Raw genomic sequence first — 18253 nt, 5'->3', positions numbered from 1 at the left:
ATAATAATGAATTTAGTATCAAAAGACATCTCATCTGATTTTCCAATCTCAGATAAAATCTATCTTAACAATGCATCTGTATCTCTTATGCCTAATCAAAGCATTGAGGCCATGAAAGAATTCCTTGTTACATACAACTCTATAGGTCCAGACTCAAAAGATTCTGAACCGTTTGTAACTGAGAAACTTCGTAATGTTAGAAAAACCATCTCAGAAATTATTTCATGCCAACCTGATGAGATAATTCTTACTCAGAGTACAACTGATGGAATAAATTTTGTAGCAAATGGATTGTCTTTTGAAAATGATTCTAACATAATTATTCGAGGAATGTCACATGAACATCATGCAAATTTTTATCCTTGGATTAAATTAAAAGAAAAAGTTTCTATAAAAAATCTCCCAATTGATAGCAATGGCTTTTTCAAATTAGGTGATTTAGAATCATCCCTCGATAATAATACAAAATTAGTTGCTGTTAGTCATGCATTATACAACACAGGTTCCATATTGCCTGTTGAAACAATAGGAAAAATTCTTCATAACAAAGTCCCATTTTTTATTGACGGGGCACAATCTATAGGATGCGTTGAAGACGTTGACGTATCACGAATTCAATGTGATTTTATGTCTTTTAACGGTTCCAAATGGCTTTGTGGTCCTATGGGCACAGGATTATTTTACTGTAATAGAAAATCAAGTGAATTGTTAGAACCTAAGACCATTGGTGGAGAATCTGCAATGATTTATGAGGACTCAAAAATAGCATACAAAGAATTACCAGATAAATTTCAAACTGGATTTAGAAATTATGTAGGAATAGTAGGACTAGAATCGTCTGCAAATTATTTACTAAATTTTGGGATAAAGAACATTCGTGAAAAAAATCAATATCTATCAAATCTATTTCGAGAAGAATTGTCAAAAATACCAAATGTCATTCTATATGGTCCAGAAGATCCAAATGATAGAACCAGTATTATCTCATTTAATATCAAAGGATCAGATTCACAAGAAATTGTAGACAAACTTGAAAAACAAAATATTGTTTTAGCTGTTAGAGAAATAATGGAAAAGAAAATTGTACGTGCATCTCCTCACTTTTTCAATACTGAATCTCAAATTCTTAAAGTAATTGATGCAATAAAGAAACTATAGATTTTCTTGTTCTTCAATTACCATCATCGTTAATGTTGATTGAACTTTAGCGATTCTTCTGATTTTGTTGGTAATGATTCCACGTAATTTTTCAGCATCATCAGAGGATAATTTCAAGACAATGTCGTATACGCCATAAACTCCCTGAATTTCAAACTTGACTTGTTCTTCGGCAAGAATTTTTTTGATTTCCTCTATTATTGACTCGTCTGTTCCTAAATCCGAATTCAATAGAACATATGCTGTAGGCACAAGAAGTTTTTTCATAAACAGTATTTAACCTTTCATTGTTCAAAAACTGATTAATCACTAATATGTTATCTTGATATGAAACCAATAGATCTCTCACTTTCCATATCTGAATCTCTTCCCACCTTTCCAGGATCCCCAAAACCACAATTCATTACATGGTCAGACATCAATACTGATGGGTATAATCTTGAACTCTTGTTCCTAAGTTCACATACAGGAACACATCTTGATGCACCATTTCATTTTGTCAAAAATGGTAATAAAATCAACCAAATTCCACTTGATAGACTCATTGGAAAGGGTATTCTAATAAAACTAAAAAAAATCAAAAACTCTCCTATTACAAAATCTGATATTACATTGTTTGAAAAAAAGAATGGCAAGATTCCAAAGCACTCATCAATTTTTTTCTATACTGAATGGCAAAAAAACCTAAAAAATGATAATTATTTTACCGAAAATCCAGGCCTAGATTCATCTTCAGCTAAATACCTTGCATCAAAAAAAACCAACCTTGTTGGTATAGACTCTCCTAGTATAGATCTTGGAAAAGATGAATCATTCACTGTTCATAAAATTTTATCAAAAAATAATATTTTGATTGTAGAGAATTTGACAAACATGAACAAAATACAGTCTAGGGAATTCAACTTCACAATTCTTCCATTAAAGCTAAAGGACGCTACAGGCTCACCTGTTCGCGCAGTAGCAACATAACCTATCATTTCGTAATACTAAAAATGTAGAATAATTATAATTTCATTATGAGCAAACCTGGTAATATTTGGAGAAAAGTTCATGGGAAAATCACTAAAAAACCGACAAACTTTTCTTGGCTTATTGAAGAAAAATTAGCTGGTTCTGGCATTCCGACCAGTTATGATGAATTTGATTGGCTTCTAAATCAAGGAGTAAAATCAATTGTGACAATGACTGAAAATGCACTTCCAGATGATTGGGTACAAAATATTGGTTATCTACATGTGCCAACTCCTGATTTTACTGCACCTGATATGGACAGAATAGATTCTGCTGTAGATTTTATTCATGAACAAATCAATAATGATCAGGCAGTAATGGTTCATTGTGCAGCTGGAATGGGTAGAGCAGGAACAATACTGGCATGTTATTTCATTAAATACAAAAAATTTTCTGCAGATGATGCAATTAAAAAAATTCGAGATGAAAGACCAGGTTCAATTCAATCTGAAGTACAAGAATTAGCTATCGGATTTTATGAAAAACATGTAAGAAATTAGTTTAAACAAATTCTGAAACTAATTTTCCATCTACAACTTTAATCTTCAAGGTTTTATCTTCTTGAAAAAACAAAGTTAATCCACCGTCTGAATCAGGATCTTCTACTTTTACAAGTTCTAGCATTTTGATTGGATCAAATTTTTCCATTCATATCACCTATTCTGGAATTGACACGGTCTCAATTTTACCATCAACTGCTTTAATGAACATAAACCTGTTGTCTTTGAAGATAAAGGTGATTCCTCCTTCTTTATCTGGTTCTTCAACTTCAAGTATTGGTTGTCCTAGCAGACCATCGTATTTTGCCATTGATATTTCCAGAAAAAAGTTCCTTATATCCCTAATTGATTGTTATCTCAATTTCACTAGAACTATTTTTGATACTTCCAGTTTCTGTAAAATCATGTTTTTGCCAGGATGCAAAAGCTTCTGCTCCTATCTTATGTTTGCCTGATCCTAAATCAGATGCTTTGAATACAAATTTTTCATTAAAATCAAACAATTCTTGCCTAACTTCTTCTTCTGTTAGTCTGATAAATGGTTCAAAATTTTTGGCTACTTGAACCCAAATTCGTCTGTCCTTCATTGGATTGACTAGTTTTGGATTCCTTGTCCAAAATATTGATGCCTTTCTATACGTATCAATGGTTCTTCCTAATTCCTTCTTTCTGAACCCACCAGATGTCAATTTTATACCGTATTTCAATTTGAATGAAACATCGTTATTGTTGTATGCTTTTGTCCAATTAGCCTCATTAAAGGCATCTCTAATGTCGCCTTCAACTAAAAATTGGACATTTATCTCAATATTTTCATCAGAAGAGTACGTATCCTTGGATTTTACTAGTTCAATTGCTGAAATCCTGCTTTCTCCCATTGTTACCGCTCATAATGATTTATATCCGCAATAAGTGCTTTTTCTGAATACATGAACGCGCAAGTGATCAGTTCCGAGCCTAAAGAAATCAGCCTTTCAATCACTGAAACTGATATTGGAATTTTGTACATAATTCAGCATGAGCTACTAAAAGCATCAAATATCGATTTTGCAGGTGTTATAGTAAAACATCCTCTTACCAACGAATGTTGGATGAGGATCAATTCTAGTTCAAAGCCACTTGGTGAGATCAAAAAAGCAACAGATTCAGCAATTAAAATGGCTGAAGAGTTCAAACAACTATTCAATTCTAAAATTAAGGTAAATTAAATTGAAATTTTGCCCCAAATGTGAGGTTAAATTAAAAAATAGTGGTTCTGGCCTCCAATGCTCCAAATGTGGATATTCTGAAGGAGGAGAAGCTAAAACAACAAAAAAAATAACTACTGAAGAAGAACCTGATTTCTCACTTCTTGCTTTTGAAGGAGATGAAGGTGAAGACACTAACCCAACAGTAAAAATTGATTGTGAAAAATGTGGACATGATGAAGCAGTTGGTTGGATGTTTCAAACTAGAAGTGCTGATGAACCTACAACTAGATTTTATAGGTGTCAAAAATGCAAATACACCTGGCGTGATTACACATAACGTTTAACTTGTACTTAAAGAGAAGAAAATTGATTTGACTTTTGGAGCAAAAACAAGTGGTTCAGACGATCTAAAGGCTATCATCTCTGCAATATCTACACTAGTTGAAGAAGCAACTTTTGTTGCAACCGCAGAAGGAATTACTTTCAGAGGAATGGATCCATCACATGTTGCTTTAATTGATATTTCTTGGCCTAATTCTGCATTTGAAAAATATGAATGTGACAGTGATATTAAATTCGGAGTAAGGATTGATGAATTTTCAAAACTTATCAAAAGAGCTGATAAAAAAGACAGCATAGAAATTAGTATATCTGAACAAAATATGTTGCTTGTAACAGTTGGAAAAAATAAAAAATACAAAATGCGTCTAATTGAAAGTTCTGCAACTGATACTCCATTACCAAAAATTCCATATGACTCTAAAATTATTTTGACTTCTTCAAAATTTGATAAAATACTAGGTGATGTACAAGTTGTATCTGATTATCTAACTATTCATACGTCTGATTCAAAAGGAGACTTTTCAGGAAAAGGAGACTCTGGAGAAGTTGTAATAGATTTAGATAAAGATGATAAAGAAATTGAAGAAATTTCATCTAAAGAAGACAGTGTTGGTACCTATAGCCTAGAATATCTAAATCCGGTAGTAAAAGCAGTAGGTTCCAATGCAGGCTCAATCACATGTGAATTTTCAAGCGCAAAACCGCTTAGAATCGAATTCAAGGTAGCAAATATTGGCAGAATTCACTTTTACTTGGCCCCACGCGTCGAAAGTTAAAGCATTTAAAGATTAACTAGTTCAGGTATTTTGAATTGAGACTCGTAATAAAATATGGTGGAACATCAATTTCTGCTGCAAAAGACATCCAAGCAGTAGCTAAACACCTTAATGAATTATCAAAGAAAAATCATATTGTTGTTGTATGTTCTGCAACTACTGGAACCACTGATGATTTAATAGAAATTTCAGAATCAATAAAAAAAGAAAATAAATCAAAAGCAGAACAACTTGCATCAAAAATTACCAATAGACACAAACAATTGGCTAAACAGACAATCAAAAAACCTGACATAAGGAAAAAGTTACTTGCAAAATTTGATCAAGATTTTACTGAACTCCTTGCACTAATTGACGGTATGGTGTTGCTAGGTGAAGTTACACCAAGAACAATGGATTATCTATTTTCATTTGGAGAAAGACTTTCGATAAAATTAGTTTCATCTGCAATTGATGATGCTGGAAAAAAATCAATTCCTCTTACTGGCAAGGAAGTAGGCATCGTTACTGATTCTAATTTTGGTGAATCAAAACCGCTTATTGATACAACTAGGTTAAGAGTATCAAAAACTATAGATGCTTTATTCTCAAAGAAAACAATCCCAGTGGTAGGAGGATTTGTAGGTGCTGATCAACATGGACATATAACCACTTTTGGTAGAGGTGGTTCTGATTATTCTGCAACAATTATAGGCTCTTGTATCAAAGCAGATGAAATCTGGTTAATGAGTGAAATAGATGGATTGATGACTGCAGATCCTAATATTGTAAAGAATGCAAAATTACTCAAAGAAGTTTCTTACATAGAAGCAATTGAAATGGCTTTGTTTGGTGCAAAGCAAATACATCCACGAACATTTGAACCTCTAATTACAAAAAAAATCCCAATGAAAATTAGAAGTTCTTTTAATACTAAAAATGAAGGAACACTAGTTTCAGCAACAACCTCACAAGCAGTAAGAAATACTGTAAAATGTGTAAGTAATGTAAAAAATAATGGATTAATTGATGTCCAAGGAGGCAGTATGGTTGGAACTCCAGGTACTGCAGCAAAAATATTTGCGACATTGGCAAAAGCTGGAATCAATGTAATGATGATTTCTCAAAATCCCTCTGAATCAAGCATAACAATTGTAGTGAAAAACACTGACCTTGACAAAGCTGTGAGTGCACTAGAACTGGAATTATTGGGTAAAATAATCAAAAAATTAGATGTTACTACAGATGTTGCCATCATTGCATTGATTGGTTCAGGAATGAGAGGAACTGTTGGAGTTGCCTCAAAAGTATTTGGAGCAATTGAGAAAAATAAAGTAAATGTATCTATGATCACACAAGGTTCATCTGAACTTAATCTAGCATTTGTTGTAAAAAATTCTGATACAAACGCTGCTGTTCGTGCTTTGCATAATGAATTTGCACTAGATAAAATCAACTAAGACAAATCATTTAAGGGAACAATCTTCAGATAATTTATTGAAAAAATTTCCAGCTCTGGTATTCATTGCAATTTTTGTAGTTAGTATAATTCTTGTTTCCTCAACGTCTGATCAATTTGTTGATGCAGGTTCTAGGAAAAAAATTCATTTTACTCAAACCATAACATCCTCTCAAGATCCAGGTCAAGGACACAATAATCATCAATTGGCATTAGTTTTGTCTCCAAATGAGGGAACAATATATGATGGTTCTATGACATTTACTTCAAGCGAACCTGTACAGATTGTAATTCTACATGAAATTAATTCTCAAGAATCAAAAGGTCAGCCAATATGGACTGTAGATGGAAAAACGATTTATGGTTTATCTCTAGTAGATTTACAAAAAAGTTCAGGTTCATTTGAGTTTACAGGTGCTGCACTTGCATTACATTCCCCAAATTCAAAAGAATTCACCGCAACTGTTAGTGTAGATGGATGGATTAGAGGGCAACCAACTGAAGTAATTATGCAAAAATTAGAATTACAAAAAGAACCATCACAATTACTCTCAAGAACTAATGTTCCAGCTACAATCCCAATGCACAAAGGAATCTATGAAGGAGATCAAGTTCTTTATATCATAACTGATGGAAGTGATGAAGATTATGCTAAAACAATTACAGAAAAACAACAATGGAATGTAGAACATGCTCCTGTAATTGCTAATGTTCCAGAAAACACTCTTCAGAAATTATTTGTTTTTAAAAATGGAGTAAAAGGTGATGGAATCTATGGTTTTCAAAATGATGTATTTTCCAGTACACCTGCTCAAGAATCAAAATATAGTGCTTTGAGTTCTATTATCGAAGTTACATGGAAGATTGGCCAAAAAGAAATTGAATTTAAATCTGCAGCAGATGTTATTGCAGCAGAAGAAGGTGGTAGAGTTGAGTTTAATGAAACAGGTATTGTGCTAAATACACCTCAAATTGTTTGGCCTGATGGACAAATGACAGTTCGTTCAGATAAAGAAATATCTGATGAAATGTCTTACAGCGGTGGTCAAATTACAGAAATTAATGAAGAAGAAATGTCTGTAACTTTTGTGGCTCATAGAGGTTGGGGACCAGATGGTAGAACAATTTACTACATTGTTACTGATGCTACACCATCAGGACCAGCTGAATCAATGGGTGTAGTTTCATCACCAAAATCTGCAAATCTTATAGCTCATTCAGGAGCAGTTGATCTTTTCCAATTTAAAAATGGAATCATCGGTTCTGGCCCATTAGGCTTTCAAGCAGGAATTGCTGGCGCTTCCCTTGATGATGAGAATTATAGTCCAATGTGGAGAATTTACCTTGTTGAATGGAATGATCCAAATTCTGCAAAAATCTTAGAAACAAAGTCAGATATTGACTCATTTCGTGCAGATGGTTTGATATCAGTAACTATTGCAAGACCAACTAATAGTGATCATATAGTTAATTGTCCATTTATTGATCCGTTTCAATAGAGCACCGCTAAACGGATAAATTACTTGAGAAAAAATTTCTTTTAAAATTGACTGGTAAACTCTACATTGTTGGTGTCGGACCCGGACATCATGATCATATGACATTTAGAGCAAAACAAGTGATCGGTGAAAGTGATACAATTGTAGGATATGAAACTTATGTAAATTTAGTCCAAGATCTAATTGAAGGAAAAACTGTTCATCGTTATGCTATGACACAAGAAGTTGAAAGAGCTCATCAGTGTATTGATCTTGCTAAATCCGGAAAAATAGTTTCACTTGTTTCAAGTGGTGATCCTGGAATTTATGGAATGGCTGGTTTAATTTATGAAACTCTTGCTGAATCTGGATGGAGTCCTAAAGATGATCTTCAAGTTGAAATTGTCCCAGGTGTATCTGCACTTAATTCATGTGCATCAATTATTGGTTCTCCACTAATGAGTGATTTTGCAGTTGTTAGTATGAGTGATTTGTTAGTTCCATGGGAAGTAATCTCAAAAAGGGTAGAGGCAGCAGCACAAGGTGATTTTGTTATGGTCATTTACAATCCTGCAAGTAAGAAAAGAACACATCAATTACAAGATACACGAAAAGTTCTTCTAAAATATAGAAAACCCACTACTCCTGTTGCAATAATTAACGGTGCATTTAGAGAATCTCAAACTATTGTAATGACTGATTTAGAGAATCTACCTAATCATTCAGATGAATTAGGCATGACTTGTACCGTAATAATTGGAAATTCATCAACATACACTTACAAAGATTTGATGATTAATCCAAGAGGTTACAAATCAAAATATAATTTAGAAGAACAAACCAATCCAAATCTCAAAGTCTAAAAGCTTTTCTTGATTGCTTCGCTTAATTCATCATTTAGGTTTAATTTTTCTCTGATAGGGGAAATGATCTTGACTAAATAATTTCCAACAGTTTGTTTCAAATCTCCTGGATGTAATTTTTTTTCTACAAAATCTTTTTCGAGTTGTTTGTAATTTGTATATGATACATTACCACCAAATTTTTCTGGCCTTTCAACTTTAATTTCATCAAATTCATGAAAAATTACTGTTTTTGAAATTTCTAATAGTGGATTATTTTCTATATTTGCCTCTTCACACCACGCCTTACTGATTTTTTTCCTTATTTCATCATCAGTATTATGTACAAAAATACCTGAATTTGGATCTGATTTACTCATTTTGCCCACTATTTTATCGTCGTTTGAATCCACAGGCTTTGAAAGTCCTGGAAGTAATTTATGATGAACAGCAACTGGAACCTTCCATTTCATTTTTGGAAAAATTTCTCTTACAAGCATGTGGATTTTCCTTTGATCCATTCCAGCATGTGCAATATCTACATCTAAAGAATGAATATCAACTGCTTGCATTGCAGGATAAAGTAACTTTGCAACATCAATTTTTTTATCATCTTCTGATCTTCCCATTATTGTTAAAGTTCTCATTGTTCTTGCAATTGACATATGTTTAGTAAATTTAACAAGATCAGACCAGTATTCTGTTTTGTCTTCATATAATTTTGAACCTAATACAATTTCAGCATCAGGACAAACTAATTTGAATGCATCTTGATAATATTTTGAGACTTTTGCAATTGTTTCCCAATCTCCACCTAGTTTGTCATTTATCAGAGTATGCCAATCAGCAAGAAAGATTTTACATTTTACACCAGCCTTGACAAAATCATTGATTTTGAATCCAGTACTTATTAGACTGCCAAGATGTAAAAAACCAGAAATTTCTAAACCAATATAGTGATTTGGGGATGAATTTGTTTTGAATAATTCAATTAATTCTTCCTGTGTTACTATTTCTTCTGTTGGTGGTCTTTGAATCAAATTTACTTTTTCTATAATGTCCAAATCAAAACAACTTTTGAGAATAAACGTATAAAGTTATTCAAAAATTTAATTTGAACTTGGAAGCTTTGAATATAGGATAATCTCTTTATTATTTATGACTCTAGAAGAAGGATTGGAATTAATTGAAAATTACAAAAAGGCTCTAAAGAAATTTTTGGAAACATTACCTGAACAATCAGTTCAATTAGGCTCAGAAATGATCCAAACATTATCAATGAATTCTAAAAATGAAATTGCAAATTTAGAAGCAATTGAAAAAGCACTCAAACGACAACCAAAATATCAATCTGGATTATCTGAATAATTTTTACTTGCAATTTTTTTTGTGCTTTCGCAAATCTTCTGAATAATCAAATTCTGTTCCACATACTCTGCATTTCTCCTTTTTCTTATTATGGGCTTTCTCTTGGTGTTTTTTTAATCTCTCAGAATCAGGAAGAACCGTTCCACACTTTTTACATTTTAATTCATCTTTGTTTGAACCAAATAATCCCATGATAAAGACATCTAAACATACTAGAAATAGTTTTTTTGTAAGATTTACCTAAAAATTTACTATTGATTCAAATTTCTGTTTCATCTAGAGTTTTTCTAGGTTTTGTGCTTAGATAGAATGCATGAGCACTAATTATGAATGCTGCAAGAAACATTTTGATAGCAAAAATTGTATTCCATGGACGTTCAGGATCTGGGTATGCAATTGATAATCTGTCAATATCAGGAAGTACTCCATCAACAATTCCTCCAGAGATTTGAGCAGTTAATACTGTAGAATTGTACAATACCTCGAACAAAGTGATTATTGCAAAACCTAGTAACATCAGTTGTAATAATGCCATTTTTGCACCTACAATTTTATTTCCTGCGGTTCTTTTCCATCCAATTCTTGAAACACAATACCATCCAATGATTGTAGAGAAAAATATCCAAGTTGTCACTCTTGCAAAATTTTCAAACGGAATAGTTGTATTGTGAATTGCCTCACCCATAACATAAGTTCCATTTTCAATCCATTCTATCATGGTAACATATACCCCAAAAACCAGCGATGATGCCATTATGAATCCACAAATATAGAAAATATACAGATAAACTTTGTAACCTGTATCTGATTTTTCAAGATGTCGTGGTTTCATTATGCGATTTGCCAAATTTTGAAATATAAAAATTCATGTTTCATTATTGAAATTTATAGACTAGTTATTAACAGAAATAACGTTGAAAATTCCAATTAACGTTCCTCTAATAGGCAAAGAAGAAATATCTGCAGTTACATCTATTCTAAAAAATGGTGCTTTAACATCAGCTTCAAATCAAGGTGGAAAGCATGTGCAAAATTTTGAAAAATCTGTATCATCTTTTGTAAAATCAAAATATGCAGTTGCAGTAAATTCTGGGACTTCTGCTTTGCAGGCTGCACTTTATGCATTGGATATAAAAAATGGAGATGAAGTTTTAGTCCCTTCGTTTACATTTGTAGCAACTGCAAATGCAGTTATTTCAACTGGAGCAAAACCTATTTTTGTTGATATTTTGAAAGAAAATTATACTATTGATCCAGATGAACTAGAAAAAAAAATTACAAAAAAAACCCGTGCAATTATTCCTGTTCATCTTTATGGAAATATGGCTGATGTAGATAGATTAAATGAAATTTCTAAAAAATATAATATTCCAATAATTGAAGATTCTGCTCAATCTTTAGGTAGTATGTATAAAGGAAAACATTCTGGTACTTTTTTTGAAATGGGATGTTACAGCATGTATCCTGCAAAGGTGATGACAGCAGGTGAAGGTGGGTTTGTTGTGACTGATAATAAAAAACTCAAAGATAGATTATTGATGATTAGAAATCACGGAATGATTCATGGGTATGATACTAAGATATTTGGATTAAATTTAAGATTACCCGAAATTAATGCTGCAATTGCAACTGTACAAATGAAAAAACTTCCTAACTTTTTAAAAATCAGAAAACAAAATGCCGAATTGCTAACAAGATTGCTTTCTGATCTTAAAATTACATTACCTCATCAACGAAAAAATGAAAATGTAAATTGGTATCTTTACACAATTGCCCTTGAGAAACGTGATAAACTTTTGAAAAAACTAAATGAAAAAGGAATAGGTGCTGCATCATATTATCCTACACCTGTTCACAAGACACCATTTTACAAACTTGATACAAAACTTCCTGTTACTGATTGGGCATCATCACATGTCCTTTCATTACCAATTCATCCAAAAGTTACTCAAAAAAACATTGAATTTATTGCTAAAACTATTCGTGATACTCTGTGAATGCTATAGGTGAAGTAATTGGAGAACTTTGTAAGGTATTTTTACCAATTCATGAGGAATATTATCTTGGAAATCCAAATTCCACAATAGCAGTTTGTACACTTTCAAGCATGAATTTACTCAAAAACTTTGCAAATTCTGAAATTCTAAACAAAATATCGATTGTGGGACGACTACTTTCTGAAAATAAAGGGATTGATTCCATAATCAAACATGTTAACAAAAATCCTCAAATAAACACAATCATTGTTTGTGGAAAAGAGGTTTGGGGGCATAAATCTGGTCATTCTTTATTTGAATTACACAAAAATGGAATTGATCAAAAAAATCGAATAATTAATTCCACTAGTCCTGATCCATATCTAACAGTGTCAAAATCAGAAATCAGATATTTTCAACAAAATGTAAATCTTGTAAATTTGATCAATGAAACTAGATTTGAATTAATTTTAAAAAAATCCCAAATTTTTTAATATCCATTTCTCTGTCTTTCACGATTGATTTCATTTTTCTTTTTGTATTCTTCTAAAATATCATCAGGAGTTAATTTCAATTCTAATGATGCTTGTACAACAAAATGCCAAATATCGATTAACTCTTCTCTTGCTTCTGCTTCATCAAATTCAACTGGAGTTTTCCACCATTTCCAGTTTGTTGTGCGTTGCAATTCAACTGCCTCATGCATAATGGCCGTACATAAAGCAGAAATTCTTCCTTCAGAATCTTTTGGATATCTATCCAACTTCATCATTTCTGAAAGACCTTTTTGAAGTTTGAAAATTGTTTCTAGTCGATCTTTTTCTGACGTTGTATGTGACAATGATAAATTGATTTGATAAATTATCGAACTTAAGTCTTTTTAGAACCTAATCATCTTTTCATAAATTTTGACACGTTTTGTAATGTCCGCATTTTTAATTTTTAACAATCCATCCAAACCATATTTTTCAACTGCAAATGAACCTAAAACATTTCCATACACTACAGCTTTTTTAATATCTGATAATTTTGTAGATTTTTTACTTGCAAGATATCCTATCATTGCTCCTGCAAAAGAATCTCCTGCTCCAGTTGGATCTACTACATCCTCTAATGAAAATCCTGCAGTTGGAAAAATTACATCATCATAAAACATCAACGAACCATGTTCTCCTTTCTTAATTATAACGTATTTTGCCCCCCACTGCATCATTTTTTTAGCACATTTTATCAAATTGAATTCTTTTGTTAGAAGTTTAGCTTCCTCATCATTAATTACAACTGCATCAACTGCCTTGATCATTTTTATCACTGCATCACGTTTAGTGGATATCCAAAAATCAATTGTATCACACATAGAAAATTTCACTTTATCAAATTCTTTAATCAATTTGGTATTTTGCTCTGGATCATTGTTTGCAAGATATACAAACTGAGATTTTTTATAAGCTTCTGGCACTGTTGCTTTAAAATTTTCAAGTACATTTAGTTCAGTTTTTAAAGTTGATCTTGTACTTAGTGTATTGTCATATTTTCCATCATAACGAAATGTTTTACCTTCCTTGATAGTCAATCCTTGCAAATCTAGATATTCAGATAAAATTTTATGATGTGATTTGGGAAAATCTTTTCCAACTACTGCAATTAATCCTGTATCTACAAAATTACTAGCTGAAATAGCTGCAAATGTAGCAGCTCCACCTAAAACATTCTTTAGTGTTTTTTTTGGAGTTCTAATGGTATCTAATGCTGTAGATCCAAAAACAGTAAGCATTAAATGAAAAATTAATTTTGATGTATAAATTCTCTTGCTTGTTCTTCTGTTGGATAGTACACAAATGGAACATCAATTGATGTAACCATCATATCATATTTTGTTATACCTGAAATTCTAATTGATTTGGATTCATCTGAATTTGCATCTGTATGGAATGTACCTTTGACATAACTACTATCTAATGGTTGTAAAGTAAATGATTCCAAGTTACCCTTTCCAATAATTTCATCATTAGAAATTACAAAAAATTCAGTCTCTCCAGCTGTTAAAATCAACAATGAAGGGTTTTCAAATCTCAATTCTACATTATAGTTTGATCCTTTTTCATCCTCACTTAATAATTCACTTTGACTAATACTTACTCCTATTTTTGAAACAAATGCATATTGTGAATAACCAAAAATACTAACAGCTAATACAAATAAAACAATAATTCCTGCTTTTTTAGATGATTTCATGACTAATTTTAACAAATTTACATTTTAATCAAAAACGAAAAAAATCCCAATAAATTGTGTAAAAGTTTTGATCTAATCTTAAACCTCCTTAGAGCTAACAGAATAAATCAAAATTATACGATAATTTAGCATTGGCTAGAATTAAACTGAAAATAGGCGAAAACGAAATTGAGGTTGATTCTAGAGATTTCTATGTTGATAATCAAACATTAGGTGAAATCATTGATGATATTTCTAATCATTTACCTGAAAGTCAGGCAAAAATAGTATATGAAACTGAAGATACTCAAAAACCCACTTACGTAGAACAATCAGAAGTTCCATTCGGTTTAGAATACCTTGATGATGCCGAAGCTTACGAACCAGAATTCAACGAACCAAAATACATAGCTCCACATGAAATCAAATCAAAATTACGAATTTTAGAAACAAGTAGGTTCTTTGATTCTCCTAGAACGGTTACTGAAACTGTTCAACAACTTAGAGAGTATGGCTGGGCTACTAGTCCTTTAGATGTATCAAAAGCATTAGCAAAAATGGCATCTAATAAAGAAATCTTGAAAAACTCTGAAGAAAATAGAACTCATTATTTTGTTCAACAATCATTAGTGACTAACTAGAAGAATAAGCACACTTTTCACAAATAAGAAAAATTTCTCCGTCTAAATGATCAAAATGTGTATCACATTTTTTACATGTGTGATGCATGTCATAATATCCATCTTCTTCAATTTCTCCAATTCTATTTGATTCTAGATCTGTACTTTTACACTTTATACAATGACAACCACATTCAATTTTCATGACTATTCTCCGACAATGTATGTATACATGAATTGACTATACAAATCATTGGAAAAGAAAAGAGAGATACCAATAGAAATCGATGATCATTTCAGACTCTTTGGCAAGGAACCATGGGAAGTAGATTATGGTGAAAAATGTGTTATTTGTAACGTCAGGATTGATGAATATGGTTTTTGTTCTTGTGGTTCTAGCGGAGACTAAATTTTCTTACTAAAGGAATAATCATTATCATCAAAAACCCAATAGCCATAGGTGCAAATATTGGAAATTCAGGTATTACAGTTGTACCAATAATTGTTATTTTACCTGTAGTATCTGGTTTCATGTTAATCCAAACATGTGTTCCATTATTGATGTATTCCTGGAAAAAAATTTTCTCATCATTCAAAAATACTTCATATGGTCCCCACAATAATTCTAGAGGTACTATAGTTGTAACAAATCTATTTTCGTTATTTATTTCAAAACTAATTTCTTTATTATGTTGGCTAAAATTAAAATCATCTATTTCTGCCAATGTCTTAACCTCAACTGCAAATTTCATATTTTCCCAATTTACATATTCTATATTTTTTGGTTCATCTGTTGAATATTCCAAAATCATTTGACATCCATGACAAACAAATCCTTTTTTATCATCTAGATAAACTGGTCTCTCATTAACAAAAATTAGATCAACTCTTTCTGAAATAATAAAAGATGTTTTTTCAAGATATCTAAAATTCCATGTCCATACATCATCTATCTTAGAAAGTGCATCTTCAAGTTCGTATTCTATAATCAATTTCTCACTTGATGGTTGAAGTAATAATATGGTGTTATCTGCATTTGTAGAAAAAAGCTCTTCTTCTCCTTGACTATTTAATACTGAAATATTTGAAACAGTACCAGAAATCAATTCAAGATCTACTGGCAAATTTGATGCACGGGTTATGTGTTTGACATGAACCTTTCCCTCTTGAGAAATCGAAATCTCAACTAATTCTTGCCTAGCTTTTTCACCAATTGAAATCTGAGCATCTGCAAGTGGAATTAATGATATAATCATTAAAATCACTAAAAGACTACAAATCTTTGTATTCATTTATTCCACAGTAACATGAATCATTGTTGCTTTTTCTAATGGACAATCATTACCATCTCTATCTAGATTAACAATTTTATCTGCAACATCCATTCCTTGGGTTACTTCTCCAAATACCGTATATTGCCTATCTAGAAATACACTATCAGAAGTAACAATGAAAAATTGTGAACCTGCACTATCTGGATCTTGTGATCTAGCCATAGAAACTATGCCTCGCAAATGTGATCTCGAATTAAATTCAGCCTTGATACTATATCCCGGCCCACCCATTCCCCATGAACCTTTGTTATCTGTCTTTGTATTAGGATCGCCTCCCTGAATCATAAATCCTGGAATAACTCTATGAAAAAGTGTCCCATCATAAAATCCATCTTTAGCTAATTTCTGAAAATTTCTTACAGTTTCTGGAGCTAATTCAGGAAGAAGTTTAAATGAAATGTTTCCCAAATTAGTTTCAATATTTACTGTAGCCAATAGGATAAATCCGCAAACACATCTTAATAGTCTTTTGCGAATTTAGTTTTGAATATTACTTCAGATATCTTAACAATATTGAAAAATTCATAATGATTAGTACGTTTTTCGTTAGAAAATTTATTGTTGTAGACTATAGATATTTCTGATTCGTAATTATATAAAAAATCTGAATGGGTAAGATGTAACAATTTTGAAATTTCAAAAGTTATAGTCTTATATAGAACAATTAAAATTTAGAATTCGTTGAATCGTACAAACCAAAGCACGATAATTAAAGAAGCGATTAATTCTTATCTTGACAAAGGGGTAACCGACAAGCAGGATATCTACACCAAAGTCGTTGATGAACTTGGTGTTCCAAGACCAACCGTAAGAAGAGTTGCAAGAGATCTAAGAACCGAACTATTGCAAAAAATCCAAATCTTACAATCTGATATGCCAAAAGCAACTACTATCCCTGAAGAAGACGAATAAACTCGGCTCTTTTTTCTTTTTAATTATATTATTTTCTGATTTTTAGCATTACTGTTATAAATAATGAAATTTTCAAATAATTATGGGATACTTGGGTAACCATTTAGCAACAATCGTAACTGGAGTATTTGCAGCTATATTGACAGCATTATGGCCATACTTTGTTGACTTTGCACCTATACTAAACTTCGTCTTCATTATGGCAGTACCAATAACATGGTTCTTGACTTTTACTTGCTGGATCTCCCAGAAGAGTACTGATTACATGCATAAACATGCTCCATCACACTCTGAAAAAAAAAGCTTGAGTAATACTCAAACTATTCAAACTACGTCAACTTCACAAGTAAATCTTTTAGAAATTGAACATATTCAAGATGAATTGTTACTTGAATTAAACAACGTAAAAGAATCAGTCAAACTCAAAGATAGCGAGATTGAAAGATTAAATCAAGAAATTTCTAATCTTGAAACTCTTGTACAAATCGAATCGCTAAAAACTGAACTAGCTAATCTCAAAATGTTGGCTTCTGGAAAAAAAACCAAGAGTAAATAATCTAATCTTTACAGTTACAACAAATTTCTCCATGATTATTTTTACAACTTGGACAACTAACAGCTCCACCAAAATGGCATTTACATGAACATAATTCAGTAGGATCTTTTTTTACACTCATTAATACAAGTTCTATTTGATGTTAGTATTTGACTTTTACACATTAAACAATAATAAATCGTAACAAATCTTTAATTCCGAATTAGTAACATGATTTTTAATGTGAAACATTTTGTTGAAAACATATCAATTATTATTTGACAACTTTTTACATTTTATTTTCTTACTGAATTAATTATTATAATTTTAGATAATTGATTTCATATCAATTGATTCTCTAAATATATCTCAAATATATAATAAATTTTGAAAAGAATTCATTAATAATTATGCAAAACCATAATCCATTTTTTTGTAATGATATATTTGAGTTTGAAAAATCATGTATTGTATACTATAGAAAATGACAATAATTTTTGAATAAATTTACAGTACTTGGCTTGATCAAGGAAAATTGAGATTAAACTAGATATGGTTA

At 31.5% G+C, this 18253-nt stretch carries 29 protein-coding genes; 16 read left to right on the top strand and 13 right to left on the bottom strand.

Translation table 11 applies throughout. The features are described 5' to 3' along the window. Positions 1-6 precede the first annotated feature (6 nt). Entirely contained in the window at positions 7-1158 is a 1152-nt protein-coding gene (locus ACW9XA_RS03335) for an aminotransferase class V-fold PLP-dependent enzyme (protein WP_457762987.1), read from the top strand. Here the strand turns inward: ACW9XA_RS03335 and ACW9XA_RS03330 are convergent. After that, entirely contained in the window at positions 1153-1425 is a 273-nt protein-coding gene (locus tag ACW9XA_RS03330) for an Lrp/AsnC ligand binding domain-containing protein (protein WP_457762986.1), read from the bottom strand. The two genes, ACW9XA_RS03335 and ACW9XA_RS03330, sit on opposite strands and share 6 nt — an antisense overlap. Before the next feature lie 60 nt (positions 1426-1485). On the opposite strand from ACW9XA_RS03330, the gene ACW9XA_RS03325 reads away from it, so the two are divergent. Together ACW9XA_RS03325 and ACW9XA_RS03320 are read left to right on the top strand one after the other, a co-directional pair. Further along, positions 1486-2127, top strand: a complete 642-nt coding sequence (locus tag ACW9XA_RS03325; protein WP_457762985.1) for a cyclase family protein — start codon at positions 1486-1488, stop codon at positions 2125-2127. Between the two features lie 47 nt (positions 2128-2174). Then, entirely contained in the window at positions 2175-2669 is a 495-nt protein-coding gene (locus ACW9XA_RS03320) for a dual specificity protein phosphatase 23 (RefSeq protein WP_300323200.1), read from the top strand. A 1-nt stretch (position 2670) separates the two neighbouring features. On the opposite strand, the gene ACW9XA_RS03315 is transcribed toward ACW9XA_RS03320, so the two are convergent. From ACW9XA_RS03315 to ACW9XA_RS03305, 3 genes are read right to left on the bottom strand one after another with little or no spacing between them, the layout of a single operon-like run. Then, on the bottom strand, positions 2671-2817 hold the full coding sequence (locus tag ACW9XA_RS03315) for a hypothetical protein (protein WP_457762984.1): 147 nt from the start codon (positions 2815-2817) through the stop codon (positions 2671-2673). Positions 2818-2826: 9 nt separating this feature from the next. Beyond that, on the bottom strand, positions 2827-2979 hold the full coding sequence (locus tag ACW9XA_RS03310) for a hypothetical protein (RefSeq protein WP_179362696.1): 153 nt from the start codon (positions 2977-2979) through the stop codon (positions 2827-2829). Between the two features lie 31 nt (positions 2980-3010). Next, the gene (locus ACW9XA_RS03305; protein ID WP_457762983.1) at positions 3011-3547 is read right to left on the bottom strand and encodes a hypothetical protein; all 537 of its coding nucleotides are present in this window, start codon (positions 3545-3547) and stop codon (positions 3011-3013) included. Between the two features lie 51 nt (positions 3548-3598). On the opposite strand from ACW9XA_RS03305, the gene ACW9XA_RS03300 reads away from it, so the two are divergent. The 6 genes from ACW9XA_RS03300 to cobJ are packed head-to-tail and all read left to right on the top strand — an operon-like array spanning position 3599 to position 8756. Beyond that, positions 3599-3877, top strand: a complete 279-nt coding sequence (locus ACW9XA_RS03300; protein ID WP_014966026.1) for an RpoL/Rpb11 RNA polymerase subunit family protein — start codon at positions 3599-3601, stop codon at positions 3875-3877. A gap of 1 nt (position 3878) precedes the next feature. Beyond that, positions 3879-4196 carry a transcription factor S gene (locus ACW9XA_RS03295; RefSeq protein WP_457762982.1) on the top strand — a complete coding sequence of 106 codons (318 nt, stop codon included), beginning with the start codon at positions 3879-3881 and terminating at the stop codon, positions 4194-4196. Positions 4197-4230: 34 nt separating this feature from the next. Then, a complete protein-coding gene (gene pcn, locus ACW9XA_RS03290) occupies positions 4231-4977 on the top strand; it encodes a proliferating cell nuclear antigen (pcna) (RefSeq protein ID WP_014966024.1) in 747 nt (248 codons plus the stop codon). A gap of 35 nt (positions 4978-5012) precedes the next feature. Then, a complete protein-coding gene (locus ACW9XA_RS03285) occupies positions 5013-6416 on the top strand; it encodes an aspartate kinase (protein ID WP_457762981.1) in 1404 nt (467 codons plus the stop codon). A gap of 37 nt (positions 6417-6453) precedes the next feature. Next, entirely contained in the window at positions 6454-7914 is a 1461-nt protein-coding gene (locus tag ACW9XA_RS03280) for a DUF7482 domain-containing protein (protein ID WP_457762980.1), read from the top strand. Positions 7915-7961: 47 nt separating this feature from the next. Next, complete coding sequence (gene cobJ, locus ACW9XA_RS03275; RefSeq protein ID WP_457762979.1) at positions 7962-8756, top strand: precorrin-3B C(17)-methyltransferase; 795 nt, start codon at positions 7962-7964, stop codon at positions 8754-8756. Here the strand turns inward: cobJ and ACW9XA_RS03270 are convergent. Further along, positions 8753-9799, bottom strand: coding sequence for a tyrosine--tRNA ligase (locus ACW9XA_RS03270; protein WP_457762978.1), 1047 nt, complete (start codon positions 9797-9799; stop codon positions 8753-8755). The genes cobJ and ACW9XA_RS03270 overlap by 4 nt on opposite strands. Before the next feature lie 94 nt (positions 9800-9893). On the opposite strand from ACW9XA_RS03270, the gene ACW9XA_RS03265 reads away from it, so the two are divergent. Beyond that, positions 9894-10103: a hypothetical protein gene (locus tag ACW9XA_RS03265; RefSeq protein ID WP_457762977.1), complete on the top strand. Its 210-nt coding sequence runs from the start codon at positions 9894-9896 to the stop codon at positions 10101-10103. 3 nt (positions 10104-10106) lie between these two features. On the opposite strand, the gene ACW9XA_RS03260 is transcribed toward ACW9XA_RS03265, so the two are convergent. Next, complete coding sequence (locus ACW9XA_RS03260) at positions 10107-10295, bottom strand: C2H2-type zinc finger protein (RefSeq protein WP_457762976.1); 189 nt, start codon at positions 10293-10295, stop codon at positions 10107-10109. A 67-nt stretch (positions 10296-10362) separates the two neighbouring features. Continuing rightward, positions 10363-10935, bottom strand: a complete 573-nt coding sequence (locus ACW9XA_RS03255) for a hypothetical protein (RefSeq protein ID WP_457762975.1) — start codon at positions 10933-10935, stop codon at positions 10363-10365. A gap of 82 nt (positions 10936-11017) precedes the next feature. On the opposite strand from ACW9XA_RS03255, the gene ACW9XA_RS03250 reads away from it, so the two are divergent. Further along, positions 11018-12100, top strand: coding sequence for a DegT/DnrJ/EryC1/StrS family aminotransferase (locus ACW9XA_RS03250; RefSeq protein WP_457762974.1), 1083 nt, complete (start codon positions 11018-11020; stop codon positions 12098-12100). Then, positions 12097-12573: a tetrahydromethanopterin S-methyltransferase subunit A gene (locus ACW9XA_RS03245; protein WP_457762973.1), complete on the top strand. Its 477-nt coding sequence runs from the start codon at positions 12097-12099 to the stop codon at positions 12571-12573. The genes ACW9XA_RS03250 and ACW9XA_RS03245 overlap by 4 nt, the downstream gene beginning before the upstream one ends. Here ACW9XA_RS03245 and ACW9XA_RS03240 read toward each other — a convergent pair. From ACW9XA_RS03240 to ACW9XA_RS03230, 3 genes are read right to left on the bottom strand one after another with little or no spacing between them, the layout of a single operon-like run. Then, positions 12570-12920, bottom strand: coding sequence for a dUTPase (locus ACW9XA_RS03240; protein ID WP_457762972.1), 351 nt, complete (start codon positions 12918-12920; stop codon positions 12570-12572). The genes ACW9XA_RS03245 and ACW9XA_RS03240 overlap by 4 nt on opposite strands. A 39-nt stretch (positions 12921-12959) precedes the next feature. Further along, the gene (locus ACW9XA_RS03235) at positions 12960-13853 is read right to left on the bottom strand and encodes a PfkB family carbohydrate kinase (RefSeq protein ID WP_457762971.1); all 894 of its coding nucleotides are present in this window, start codon (positions 13851-13853) and stop codon (positions 12960-12962) included. A gap of 11 nt (positions 13854-13864) precedes the next feature. Next, entirely contained in the window at positions 13865-14314 is a 450-nt protein-coding gene (locus ACW9XA_RS03230; protein ID WP_457762970.1) for a hypothetical protein, read from the bottom strand. Positions 14315-14445: 131 nt separating this feature from the next. On the opposite strand from ACW9XA_RS03230, the gene ACW9XA_RS03225 reads away from it, so the two are divergent. After that, the gene (locus ACW9XA_RS03225; RefSeq protein ID WP_457762969.1) at positions 14446-14934 is read left to right on the top strand and encodes a hypothetical protein; all 489 of its coding nucleotides are present in this window, start codon (positions 14446-14448) and stop codon (positions 14932-14934) included. Here the strand turns inward: ACW9XA_RS03225 and ACW9XA_RS03220 are convergent. Then, positions 14927-15118 (bottom strand): hypothetical protein, encoded by a 192-nt coding sequence (locus ACW9XA_RS03220; protein WP_457762968.1) that lies wholly within the window; start codon positions 15116-15118, stop codon positions 14927-14929. The two genes, ACW9XA_RS03225 and ACW9XA_RS03220, sit on opposite strands and share 8 nt — an antisense overlap. A gap of 48 nt (positions 15119-15166) precedes the next feature. Between ACW9XA_RS03220 and ACW9XA_RS03215 the strand changes: the two genes are divergently transcribed. Next, positions 15167-15322 carry a hypothetical protein gene (locus tag ACW9XA_RS03215; protein ID WP_457762967.1) on the top strand — a complete coding sequence of 52 codons (156 nt, stop codon included), beginning with the start codon at positions 15167-15169 and terminating at the stop codon, positions 15320-15322. On the opposite strand, the gene ACW9XA_RS03210 is transcribed toward ACW9XA_RS03215, so the two are convergent. Next, positions 15309-16169 carry a hypothetical protein gene (locus ACW9XA_RS03210; protein WP_457762966.1) on the bottom strand — a complete coding sequence of 287 codons (861 nt, stop codon included), beginning with the start codon at positions 16167-16169 and terminating at the stop codon, positions 15309-15311. The genes ACW9XA_RS03215 and ACW9XA_RS03210 overlap by 14 nt on opposite strands. A 36-nt stretch (positions 16170-16205) precedes the next feature. Continuing rightward, positions 16206-16682 (bottom strand): peptidylprolyl isomerase, encoded by a 477-nt coding sequence (locus tag ACW9XA_RS03205; protein ID WP_457762965.1) that lies wholly within the window; start codon positions 16680-16682, stop codon positions 16206-16208. A gap of 246 nt (positions 16683-16928) precedes the next feature. On the opposite strand from ACW9XA_RS03205, the gene ACW9XA_RS03200 reads away from it, so the two are divergent. Beyond that, entirely contained in the window at positions 16929-17159 is a 231-nt protein-coding gene (locus ACW9XA_RS03200) for a hypothetical protein (RefSeq protein ID WP_457762964.1), read from the top strand. An 82-nt stretch (positions 17160-17241) separates the two neighbouring features. Then, entirely contained in the window at positions 17242-17715 is a 474-nt protein-coding gene (locus ACW9XA_RS03195) for a hypothetical protein (RefSeq protein ID WP_457762963.1), read from the top strand. Positions 17716-18253 lie beyond the last annotated feature (538 nt).

The sequence above is a fragment of the Candidatus Nitrosopumilus sp. bin_6a genome (assembly GCF_054095695.1).
The sequence above is the reverse complement of the archived record's forward strand: the minus strand, read 5'-3'. Positions and strand labels throughout refer to the sequence as shown.

Excerpts from the sequence above, each read along its gene's own strand:
- ACW9XA_RS03335 (WP_457762987.1), top strand. The coding sequence starts at position 7 with ATGAATTTAGTATCAAAAGACATCTCATCTGATTTTCCAATCTCAGAT.
- ACW9XA_RS03330 (WP_457762986.1), bottom strand. The coding sequence starts at position 1,425 with ATGAAAAAACTTCTTGTGCCTACAGCATATGTTCTATTGAATTCGGAT.
- ACW9XA_RS03325 (WP_457762985.1), top strand. The coding sequence starts at position 1,486 with ATGAAACCAATAGATCTCTCACTTTCCATATCTGAATCTCTTCCCACC.
- ACW9XA_RS03320 (WP_300323200.1), top strand. The coding sequence starts at position 2,175 with ATGAGCAAACCTGGTAATATTTGGAGAAAAGTTCATGGGAAAATCACT.
- ACW9XA_RS03315 (WP_457762984.1), bottom strand. The coding sequence starts at position 2,817 with ATGGAAAAATTTGATCCAATCAAAATGCTAGAACTTGTAAAAGTAGAA.
- ACW9XA_RS03310 (WP_179362696.1), bottom strand. The coding sequence starts at position 2,979 with ATGGCAAAATACGATGGTCTGCTAGGACAACCAATACTTGAAGTTGAA.
- ACW9XA_RS03305 (WP_457762983.1), bottom strand. The coding sequence starts at position 3,547 with ATGGGAGAAAGCAGGATTTCAGCAATTGAACTAGTAAAATCCAAGGAT.
- ACW9XA_RS03300 (WP_014966026.1), top strand. The coding sequence starts at position 3,599 with ATGAACGCGCAAGTGATCAGTTCCGAGCCTAAAGAAATCAGCCTTTCA.
- ACW9XA_RS03265 (WP_457762977.1), top strand. The coding sequence starts at position 9,894 with ATGACTCTAGAAGAAGGATTGGAATTAATTGAAAATTACAAAAAGGCT.
- ACW9XA_RS03260 (WP_457762976.1), bottom strand. The coding sequence starts at position 10,295 with ATGGGATTATTTGGTTCAAACAAAGATGAATTAAAATGTAAAAAGTGT.
- ACW9XA_RS03255 (WP_457762975.1), bottom strand. The coding sequence starts at position 10,935 with ATGAAACCACGACATCTTGAAAAATCAGATACAGGTTACAAAGTTTAT.
- ACW9XA_RS03235 (WP_457762971.1), bottom strand. The coding sequence starts at position 13,853 with ATGCTTACTGTTTTTGGATCTACAGCATTAGATACCATTAGAACTCCA.
- ACW9XA_RS03230 (WP_457762970.1), bottom strand. The coding sequence starts at position 14,314 with ATGAAATCATCTAAAAAAGCAGGAATTATTGTTTTATTTGTATTAGCT.
- ACW9XA_RS03220 (WP_457762968.1), bottom strand. The coding sequence starts at position 15,118 with ATGAAAATTGAATGTGGTTGTCATTGTATAAAGTGTAAAAGTACAGAT.
- ACW9XA_RS03210 (WP_457762966.1), bottom strand. The coding sequence starts at position 16,169 with ATGATTATATCATTAATTCCACTTGCAGATGCTCAGATTTCAATTGGT.
- ACW9XA_RS03195 (WP_457762963.1), top strand. The coding sequence starts at position 17,242 with ATGGGATACTTGGGTAACCATTTAGCAACAATCGTAACTGGAGTATTT.